Source organism: bacterium, assembly GCA_030247525.1.
GTDB lineage: Bacteria > Electryoneota > JAOADG01 > JAOADG01 > JAOADG01 > JAOTSC01.
This window is the reverse complement of record JAOTSC010000114.1, coordinates 1-10826: the sequence shown is the minus strand read 5'-3', so window position 1 is coordinate 10826 and position 10826 is coordinate 1. Positions and strand designations below refer to the sequence as shown.

At 48.0% G+C, this 10826-nt stretch carries 8 protein-coding genes; 2 read left to right on the top strand and 6 right to left on the bottom strand.

Annotated features, from left to right (window positions below; translation table 11 throughout):
* The first annotated feature begins 213 nt into the window (after positions 1-213).
* Positions 214-2439: a hypothetical protein gene (locus OEM52_10600; GenBank protein MDK9700582.1), complete on the top strand. Its 2226-nt coding sequence runs from the start codon at positions 214-216 to the stop codon at positions 2437-2439.
* A 283-nt stretch (positions 2440-2722) separates the two neighbouring features.
* Here the strand turns inward: OEM52_10600 and OEM52_10595 are convergent, their stop codons facing one another.
* Positions 2723-3448, bottom strand: a complete 726-nt coding sequence (locus tag OEM52_10595; protein ID MDK9700581.1) for a YHS domain-containing protein — start codon at positions 3446-3448, stop codon at positions 2723-2725.
* A 293-nt stretch (positions 3449-3741) separates the two neighbouring features.
* Between OEM52_10595 and OEM52_10590 the strand changes: the two genes are divergently transcribed.
* Positions 3742-4140, top strand: coding sequence for a response regulator (locus tag OEM52_10590; protein ID MDK9700580.1), 399 nt, complete (start codon positions 3742-3744; stop codon positions 4138-4140).
* A gap of 199 nt (positions 4141-4339) precedes the next feature.
* Here OEM52_10590 and OEM52_10585 read toward each other — a convergent pair whose 3' ends face one another.
* From OEM52_10585 to OEM52_10565, 5 genes are all read right to left on the bottom strand, one after another.
* Positions 4340-6127: an Ig-like domain-containing protein gene (locus OEM52_10585; GenBank protein ID MDK9700579.1), complete on the bottom strand. Its 1788-nt coding sequence runs from the start codon at positions 6125-6127 to the stop codon at positions 4340-4342.
* A gap of 121 nt (positions 6128-6248) precedes the next feature.
* Positions 6249-7079 (bottom strand): T9SS type A sorting domain-containing protein, encoded by an 831-nt coding sequence (locus tag OEM52_10580; GenBank protein MDK9700578.1) that lies wholly within the window; start codon positions 7077-7079, stop codon positions 6249-6251.
* A gap of 91 nt (positions 7080-7170) precedes the next feature.
* The gene (locus OEM52_10575; protein ID MDK9700577.1) at positions 7171-7836 is read right to left on the bottom strand and encodes a protein-L-isoaspartate(D-aspartate) O-methyltransferase; all 666 of its coding nucleotides are present in this window, start codon (positions 7834-7836) and stop codon (positions 7171-7173) included.
* 27 nt (positions 7837-7863) lie between these two features.
* Complete coding sequence (locus OEM52_10570; GenBank protein ID MDK9700576.1) at positions 7864-10377, bottom strand: SpoIIE family protein phosphatase; 2514 nt, start codon at positions 10375-10377, stop codon at positions 7864-7866.
* A gap of 117 nt (positions 10378-10494) precedes the next feature.
* A partial coding sequence (locus tag OEM52_10565) for a pyridoxal 5'-phosphate synthase lyase subunit PdxS (protein MDK9700575.1) occupies positions 10495-10826 on the bottom strand: 332 nt, incomplete at its 5' end.

Below are 10826 nucleotides of genomic sequence, written 5' to 3'. Positions count from 1 at the left end.
GAACAGACAAGAGTGTCTGTCCTACGATGTAGTGGTGGTTACGGGCTTCCAAGCCTGTCTTCGCTTATTCTGTTCCAATTGTATAGGTCTGGAGACCTGTAACCACCCGTAGTAGGCATATGGAATAAGCCCATGTTTGCGGCGTTCGCCGCACCGGGTCGAATTGAATTCGCCCCCCTCACAATTTCAAAATCCTCATTTGGGAGTACATTAATGATGAATCGACTCTATACAACGTCATTCTACCTCCTACTGTTCTCAACCTCAGCTTTTACTCAAATCGTAACTTGGCAGCAAACAGGTTCAAGTGGTTGCTCGAACATCTCGCTACGTTCTAATGGAGAGTTAGTCGCTGCTGGATCTTTAGTAGGAACTGGAGCAAATGGAGTCTATTTATCAACAGATAACGGACTTAGTTGGACTCAAACCGGAACCGTTCCAACCGCACAGACTACAATGACGATGGCCTCAAACGGGAGCATTCTTGTGGGCACAATGTGGGGTGGTGGGGTGTTCCTTTCTTCAAATAACGGTTCTAGTTGGATTTCTACAACACTTACCACACCACACATTCTTTCATTTTCATTAGGAACTCCAAGTGTAGTGTATTCTGGTTCTTACGGCGGTGTTTATAAATCTGTAGACAACGGTTCGAATTGGAGTCAAGTACTACAGTCAACTTGGGTACATGGAATAGCCTCCAATGTAAATGGAACTGTGTTTGCAGGTAAAAAGCTCAATAATAATCCAGAAACCGGAGATGGACTTTGGCGCTCTGTTAATGCTGGTGGCAACTGGACAAGAGTTCTATACCCTACTAGCACGAGTGTTTTTCAGAATATTTTTGTTACTTCTTCTGGTGTTGTACTTGCTGTTATGTCTTCAGGAACTCCAATGTATCGTTCACTTGATAATGGGAACACTTGGGTTACCACAACTCCTGGGTTCATCGTTAATGCTGATCCTGGTAATACTCCATTTACAATCTCATCAGATGGCACGATTTATATTGGAACTTCTAATGGCGTTTACTCTTCTGTAGATAACGGATTAAACTGGAGTTTGGCAGGTTTAAGTGGAATTGTAATTAGGTCGTTGCTTTATGTAGAGTCAAATATTTTATTTGCAACAACAGCTGGTATACTTTACCGAGGTGTGATCTCGAATTTCAATGTAGTATCCCCCAATGGTGGAAACTCATTCCAAGCCGGCACCCAAGACACCATCCGTTGGGCAAGTATTGGAATCACCGGTAACGTCAACATCGAGTTAAATCGCAACTATCCTTCCGGGAATTGGGAGATGTTATTTGCGAATACGCCGAATGATGGTGAGGAGTTGTGGACAGTATCGCCACCAGCAACCACGACCGCTCGGATTCGCATTACATCAGTTGCGAATCCTGCTATCGGCGACACCAGCGATGCCAATTTCACCATTTGGCTCAATCCCAATTTGTATCTCTCATCCGGGCAACTCAACTTCCCGAATACGAATGTTCATTCGACTGATTCGGCACTGGTCAAAATCGCCAATCCAAATCACGTTCCTTTCCAATATCTTTCGATCACGCCTCCCGCTTCGAACGCCTTCTCACTCCGAATCGATAATACCGACTCAACGATTGCAGTGAATGATACCTTACGGATTTGGGTACGCTTTGCCCCCGATTCGACGCTATCATACAACAATCAATTCATCCTCACTTACGAGCAACCGTATAATCAGCACACGATTCTGCTCTCTGGTACCGGAAACGGAACCTACGCGTATCCAATATCAACGACGCTAACCTTCCCGACGACGGAACCGACGCTCTTTGATTCCACCTTAGCACGTATCCGAATCGCAGGAAATCGTGCGTTTACCGGGTTTACTCCCATCGACGCGCCACCGTTCTACTGGGGAGAATTTTCTGCCAACTCGGTTGCTCCCGGTGATACCTTGCGGGCATGGCTGTATTTTGCACCGGAAGCGCAGGGAACATTTTCCGGTGAATTGCAGCTAATCAGTAATGCCATCAATGAGGATACCCTGCGTTTTCACGTGTCGGGAATCTCTTCCTACGTTCCGGCGGCACCGGGCAATCTCGCTATCGTTAGAACCGGCAACGACATCAACCTGCAATGGGATCGGGTCGATACTTCGCTCGGTGGAGTACCGCTAACCGTTACATATTATCTCGTATTCTTCAAGAATCTCTATACCGATAGCTATGCATTTCTCGGTTTAACATCGGGAGCGAATGCTACCACCTATACCCATTTGTACGCCGCACAATTCAGTAGCTCGATGTATTACCAAGTGCGGGCATGGATCGGCGATGGTGATGCAATTGATAGAGTTGTGCGGGAACTCCCGGTAGGTACGTCAGAAGAGGATGTATTACATCGGTTAGGTGGGCAAGTATCACAACCAGTGATGAAGAAAGTCGAGTAGGGGTCGAATTTTATTGTGGTGGTTACGGGCTTCCAAGCCCGTTCGTAAGGGCGGCTAACATCCGCCCTTAAACGTTGGGTACTGGCGATTCTCCCCAATTGCATTTCTTTTCTTACAGGTCGGGAGACCGGTAACCACCCATACAAAAAACGGGCTTGGAAGCCCGTATCCACCATTATTAGGATATAACAAAAAAGGGCGGACATGGGAGTCCGCCCTTACCCTACACCTTACGCCTTACACCCTTCACCATCTTTTCCCAACACCCATCACCTATCACCCACTACATCGAGTATTTGGATGGATTTTTGGTGAAGGGGGTTTTACAATCTGCACAGCAGAGGTAATACCGCTTGCCGCCGTTATCCACATACGGGGTGTCTTTTCCGACGATGCCTTCTTCCTTCGTCACCGGACAGAGAAAGGTCAGCTTCTTCCCATCGACCTTCGTGACGTTTGCCGGAATCACCAAAGCATCAAGGTACTTGCTCGGATTGTCGGCAAATTTATCTTTGCAACCCGGGCAGCAGTGATAATACCGTTTCCCGTTGTAGTCGCTATACTCCGGAGAATCTTTAACGTCTCCCTGCGCCAGCATCACCGGGCAAAGAAAACGCTTTGAACCATCGGCTAACGAATAAACATTCCCATCGACAACTTTGGTATCCATCGCAGTCTGTACGACACCTTCGCCGCCCGCTACCATTGTCTTCGAGGTCGTGCCGGTAGAGGTATGCTTCGCATCTTTTGAACAACTGCCCGCTTCACAATGTCCTGCTTTTTTCATCTCGGCGGTTTTTTCAGTGCAAGCGCCAGCTGGGCATGTCCCGTCCTTCATCTCGGCGGTTTTCACCGCACACTTTTCACCGCCGGCAACCATGACTTTCGTGGTCGCACTACTGTTTGACGCGGTCTTCGATTTGCTCTCACATTTGCCGCCGCAAGCAAACGCAGTGACTGCCATTGCGACAACGAGCGCCGTGGCAAGCATTAACTTCTTCCCAACCATTCTTCCCCCTATAAAACGAAAAACCGATACTACGAATACAATAAAATACGTAACTTACCCCGGCTGCGATGGTGCAACTTACTGTTCAATTACACGCAAAAACAAATGAATAAGTTCCCACCAGCTTTCTGCAAACCGCGCAGAAACGATTACTCATCCCATCGAGTGGAATTAGCAATCGATTACGATAGCAACATTCATAACGGTTGTTCCTTGCAACGATCTTACTTGCGGAGAGAAACGATAAATCGTACTTTTCTATCTGTACTGGATTGCGAACCGGTGATAACTCCATGAACGGGAAGATAGGACAAAGCGTGGCGAGTGTTCTGATTCTTGAAGACGAAAAAGCGTTACAACGGCTGTACGAAATGATTCTTTCGGTGCATGGTCATTCCTGTGTGTGTACAGACGATGGTATCGAGACTGTGGCGAAATACCGCGATTCGCTCACCGCTGGTAATCGTTTCGATGTAGTAATACTCGACCTAACGATCCCGGAAGGAACCGGTGGCAGTGAAGCAGTTGCGCTCCTCCAACAAGTCGATCCCAATGTGAAAGCAATTGTTACCTCGGGCGACATCAATGATCCTCGGATGGAAAACCCAACGGAACATGGCTTTGTTTTAGCTCTCCCGAAACCGTTTGGATTGGTGGAATTATCGGAAGCGGTCGAAAAAGCGATGGGGTGAGCGGCGACTCTCACTTCACTCGCTACCGATCAATTATATTCAGTTCTTCCCGATTCAGTTATTGATACATTGTATGCAACCATCTCACAATTGGTAGCCGTGGGCTTTGCCCGCGTTTATTTTTATTTGTGTTAGCTGTGCGCGAGCTAAAGCCCGTGGCTACCAACTTAAAACAAGATGAGAAAGTTAGCATCATACTTTACCGATCAAGCGCTAAAACCTGATGAGGAGACTCATACCACCGGTAATCTGGTTCTTCCAACCCCCTGATTCGGAACACCCGCTCGGTACTTGAAGAGCCATAGACTTCCAACGGGTTACCATAGACAGCAAAGTGTGAGAAGTCCGATGCCCCACGGACGACGACTTCGGTTGTTAGCGGTGGGATTGCAAATCGAGCTACCGTATTTTCATTGGTTAAAGCAAGTGCGACTGTACCGTCCCGAGCTACTGCTAAAATGCTCCTTAGGTTGCTACGCGGATACTCAGCTGATCCGAATTGCAAACGATTAACTCCATCGTCCCAATAAATCTGTCGGAAACGGTCGGATGTGATTTCCCACGCGCTGTTCTCTGAATAGTCGCGAATCGTACCGAATGATGATTGGTCAAAGGCTATGCTATCGAGGGTAATTCCCGAGAAACCGATTGCATAATGATAATAGGGCTGTTGATTGCGCTCAGCAGTAACCAGCCAAATTGTGTCGGCAATTGTTGCTGCATGCGACCATAGGTAGGTAACGCCACTAACACTTTCGCGTAACGGGGTGGGAGTCGCTGTTGGTGCATTAAAATGCCACTGCCATAAGACGCTATCGCGGGACATTCCTAATACACGGGAACCATCAGGTGACCATGCTAACGGTTGGTTATCGGTTATCCATTCAGAGGTGGATGCCACAACCGAATAGTTTGCTAAGTCTATCAGATAGACATTTTGATTAGAAGAAGATACCATCGCATACTGCCCATCGGGACTGCGCCGGATTTGTTGGATGGTTCCCAGTTGTGGAATGGTGTGAGCAAGGGTTGAACGGCTTTCAACGCTAACCTGTGTGATTGTGTTGTCGGTGCCAATGAGTAAATAATCAGTCGATATATTCGCCCGGGTTACAACAAGTCGTGAAGCGCGTGAAACGACATTGCCAATCGCAGCGACTACTTCAGTGGTTCCAGAGTCAAGTGCTGTTACTGTACCACTGCTTGAGATTGACGCAATCGAACCGTTTAACACCCGCCACTGTACACCGGTTGGATAATAGGGTGAATGACCGATGTATGCGATTGAACTAAACAGCCCATGTTCGCCGACGGTAAGCGACATTTCCGCCGGTGAGACATGTAACGAATCGTAACGGGAGTAAACCGATACTGCTACACTATCATTGAGCGAACCAACAGACACGAGAATCTTCGTTTCCCCCGTCGCCCGTCCGGTAACAATTCCCGTTTGATCGATCAGCGCGACTGCTGTATCGCGGGAAGTAAAACTGGGTAGTATGCTCACCAATGCGTTTGTCGAATCGCGAATATCCCAACTGATGCGAATCGATCCACTAACCAATAAGAATGCGGAATCGGGTGCAACCGAAAGCGAAGTGGGAGGTAATGTCACATTAACAGCCACTGGATTGGAGAACAACCCCTCCACACTGGCTTGGATGTAAGTGCGGCCACGATTAGCGCCAGCGGTTACGACACCGGATTCGCTGACTTGTGCAACTTCGGGACTCCCGACAAACCACTGAATAGATTTACCCGCAACCAAATTACTATCGGCATCCCGCAGTATTACAGTAAGCTGACGAACTGCGCCGGGAATCAGCGAAATGTAATTTGGCTCAAGGGTGATGGAGCGTAGGTGTGGTCCCTGATCCGGGAAATATTTGGTGGTCGACTCGGTGCAGCCCAACCCAAACCCCAACAGTAGCAGGAGAAAAAGTCTGCCGAAGAAAAAGGTGGTTTTCCAGTGGATACGCCCAATCATGAACAATCTCCGAATGAATACCTAATGATACAACGATTTGTCATGGCAATGCTACTATCGTCGGCGAGAAAACAAAAAGCGAGGCGGAGACCTCGCTTTGTTTCTAAGCATCAAATCCATTCTACTTCAAGAGCACCAGCTTTGTTTGCTGTGTTCCAAACGTGGATTGGCAGCGAGCGATGTAAATCCCGGCAGGAAAATGCCCGGCATCCCATTGGATCAGATGCATTCCCACAGAATACCACTGTTGATGGATAATGGGCGCTACTGTCTGACCCAGCGCGTTTACGATCTGCAACTGCACCAGACTGGCTTGTGGAAGATTAAACCGGATAGTTGTCGTTGCATTGAATGGATTCGGAGAAGCGGTCAACGAAAAGAGAGTGGGGACAATCGCTTCTGATTCCGGAGCTGCAGACCCTTGTAACAATGTCCACACAGGATTCTGCGAGTTTGGCAACACTTGGATGTCGAACCAGCTTGCTTCAAAGGGAGGACAAGTAAAGAAGCTCGTATTCGACCAGTAGCAACCAACGAAATTGGATTCGGGAGTAACCGGAATCGATACGGTTTCATTACACCAAATCCGAAGATAAAACCGATCTCCCGAAATTAGATACTGGGGAAGAAGTCGATCCGCCGAATCCGTAAATGCAGTGACCAAAATCGAAAAAGTACCAACCGTGTCAGTTCCATGCCCAATCGTGAAAATTGCACAATGGATGTCGTCGCCGCCGGGGAGTCCGGTTGCGCTGGGGGCATCAATCATCTGGTTGCCACCATCCCTGATTACTTGAATTAGTGTCCCTTGCGGTAACGCAATTCCGCTTCGATATACCGGAATCGCACCAAAATCACTTTCCCGGTACGAACTCATTTCCACACCGAACGGTATGCCAAAAACCGGAATCGCTGATAAGAGCATACTAATCATCACAACGTATCGAACCATTTTCCACCTCATAATTAGTCTTGCCACTATATATCAAATTTCCTAACCCAAATGCAATTAAATAGAAAAACAGATCAATTGCAATTTGTTGCTATTCCCTCGGATCGATAAGGGGAACAAACATGACTGCTATCCCAGTTTGCTCGATTACACTTCCCGCTTTCTTTTGGAGGAAACGTAAGACTTGCGAAGTCCGGGAATCACCTATCGGAAGAATCATCCGACCTCCCTCCGCCAATTGATCGAGGAGAGTTTCCGGGAGTCTCTCGGCGGCAGCAGCAACAATGATAGCATCGAACGGAGCGTGTTCTCGCCAACCTTCCCAACCGTTTCGACAGTCGGTATGAACATTAGCGAAACCCAATTCCCTAAGCGTTTGACTCGCCAATTTTGCTAATTCCGGGATTATTTCCAGTGCGTAAACTTCGTGCACGATACGCGATAGAACGGCGGCTTGATAACCGCTACCCAATCCGATTTCCAAGACCCGTTCGGTTGAATTCAGGTGAAGTTGTTCGAGCATGTAGGCAACGATGAATGGTTGCGATATCGTCTGGTGGTATCCTATAACCAGCGGTGAATCGTCGTATGCTTCATTACGGATCATTTCGGGAACAAACCGCTGGCGCGGCACTTCCTGCATCGCTCGTAGCACCGATGGATCGTGAATTCCCCGGGCAACAAGTTGTGTGCGTACCATTTCTTCCCGCTTTGCGCGGTACCACGCTTCGGTCGGATTCTGTTGTGAACCGCTCATCGCACAATTCGATTCGTAAAGAAATTGTTAGGTGACCCTCACCAACAGTAACGTGAAATCATCTTCGAAACTGCTCGAGCCATGAAACTCAGTGACTGCTTTCTCAATACTGATGAGCACATCATTTGCCGGATTGTCATGTCCATTGACTACGACTTCGGTTAATCGCTGTTCACCAAATTCTTCGGTGGAGGAATTCATCGCCTCGGTAACACCATCGGTGAACAGCAGAACCACATCACCGGAAACGAGTGCATATTCTCCTTGTTGATAGTGAACCCCGGGAATGACTCCTAACAAAGGACCACCTTCGGTTAGTTCGGAATACTTCTTACCATCTCGGATAACGAAAGGAGGATTGTGTCCTGCATTCACATAGGCGAGTTGTTTATTGGCTGGATCGAACAACCCGACAAAGAAAGTGATGAATTGTTCTGGAGGTGTATTGCGATAAATTAACTCATTGATCCGGAATACCATTTCACTGAGCGAAATCGAACCGCCAACGGCGGTACGGAGCGACGCCTGCAAGTTCGCCATGAGCAAAGCCGCCCCGGCACCCTTTCCCATCACATCGCCAACTGTTAGTACCGTTCTGCCGTCTTCCAAGGGGATGATATCGTAATAATCACCCGCGACATCGAGACAAAACTTGGTCATTCCTGCGATTTCAATACCCGGAACGATGGGAATTGTTTGTGGCAGAAAGCCCGACTGGATTGTTCGGGCAATCCGCATTTGTTCTTCTAACCGGCGTTTCTCGACATTCTCTTCCAACAACCGCAGGTTTTCGTTTGCCATCGCAATTTGTGCTCCCAAAGAAGAGAGTATGGTCATATCGTTGGGAGTGAAATCCTGTTGACTTGTTTTGAATCCCAATCCGAGGAATCCAGTTAATCGCGACTGCACGACCAGCGGAACGATGAGCGCGATTTTATTGTTGCGCAGCCAATCGATCTCCTGCTGAGAAAGTTTGCAGCGCCCGCTTTCGATCATCTCGTCAACCATTGTCGGACGTTGTTCCGATTGCAGAAAACCGATTAGTTCGCTTTCATCCTCAAAAGGAGCATTCGTCAATTTCGCTTGGAGCAAACCGGACGCTTCGCTATCGCGTAGCACCGGTACAACCTTATCGATCAACAACCCGCTGCGAAGACGCGTTCGTAATTCGCTCCAAAGTGTTTCGCGATCAGGAATTGCCAATAATTGCTGGAGAAACTCGGCAAAGTTTTTCCGCAAATTGTACCGCTCCGGATACAGTCGTTTATCGATTTCACCCTGGACTCGTTGTTGCACCCGGGATACTCCCATCGTCAACAGGATAGCAATAAAAAGCGTCGATCCTCGACTGTCAGTTCCGGTGTTTCGTAGCAAGAATTGACTGAATCCATACACTACGGCAAACACCAATGCGAGTTGTGCAACCGTAGTAAGCAAGTAGCGGGCGGTTTTACGAAGCCTCGCTTCGACATCGAGGATGCCATACCTGCCCATCGCATACACGTAGGTAAAGGGGGTAATCGTTTGTCCGATGAAACCAAGTATGATCAAGAGAAGCTTTTCTCCGGTTGACCAGTACTGTATTTGTGGATAAAAAATAAAAATGAGAATGAGAATACCGAGCGGTGCTAAACCAAGTGTTGAACCAATCAAAACAAGTTTTATCTGCCGTCTTTCCAGTGCGTCTTTCGATCGCTGATAGTTCCGGAATAGAAAGTAGAAACCAAGCATGAACTGGATTACCATCAAGGCAGGGAATAGCATATTGGAAATATTCCGATTTACCGCAGCCGGAAATGCTAATGACAGAAATGTGAGGATTTGAGGGGAGTAAACGAGTAGAATTGCCCATTTACGTTTTTGCAACCACGAATTGCGGCGGGGAAACACCAATTGTAGATGCAGCCATATCGCACCGAAAAATGCCGAAAAGTTACTGATAATCGTTTTTAACGAAAGGAGGAAGGGAATTTGAAATACTTGAAACTCATCGGAGATTGCGGTAACACTCCCGATGGTAAATGAGGCGAATGAGAAGCAGAAGAGCGTCAAAACGCGCACTCCTTCCGATTCTGACCGTTTCCAGAATGCCCAAATTCCTAAGCCGATGAAGGTAAATGCGATGATGATGCGCAGGATTTCAAAGAAAACCAACGGATAATAAATTGATGTGTCCAAAGCGCTAATACGAATTACCGCCGTTTCTCGTACACCGCGATGTAAAAATGCGATGGGAAGCTTTGCCCCCACCGACATCGGCGAATCCGTCAATCTACTGAAGTTTGCCCGGGTTACTAATGAGTCGCCAATCATAACAACGGTATCGCGTACCGCCGGCAGTTTTCCACTAACGAATTCGGAGGCGTCGACTGCGATGAAAACGTACGTCGAATCGCCTGAGCGCTCGATTTGACTATTAATGTCACCTGATGCGCGCCACCGGAACAGTTTACCCGCTTCATCGGTAAAGTATGCGGACGCGTAAAGGAGGATGAATGCGCTGGTTAACCAGAGGAGGATTGTCGGTAACTTTTTCAGCATAGTTGTTCCCACATTACTTCCTAATATCGGTATCAAAGAAAATGGAACCAAGCAAATATAATCAAAACACCAGATTCGTCAGGGAATCTGGTGTTTCTTTACGGAAAATTTTAACGTTTACCAGCCGCGAGGGGCAAGCCGCTCCGCCTCGGGAATCTGCTCCATTGCCAAGCCGCGCATCGGTTCGCCGAGACCAGTCGAGATTTCTAACAGGATTTTCGGATCGTCCCAATAGGTCGTTGCGCGAACAATCGCTTCGGCGCGGGCAAGCGGGTCGGTCGATTTGAAAATACCGCTGCCAACGAATACCGCCTCGGCGCCTAAGGTTCGCATCAATGCCGCATCGGCGGGAGTAGCGATGCCGCCAGCGGCAAAATTCGGTACCGGAAGTTTTCCATGTTGGGCGACGTATTGCACCAAATCGAACGGCGCTCCTAACTCCTTCGCAG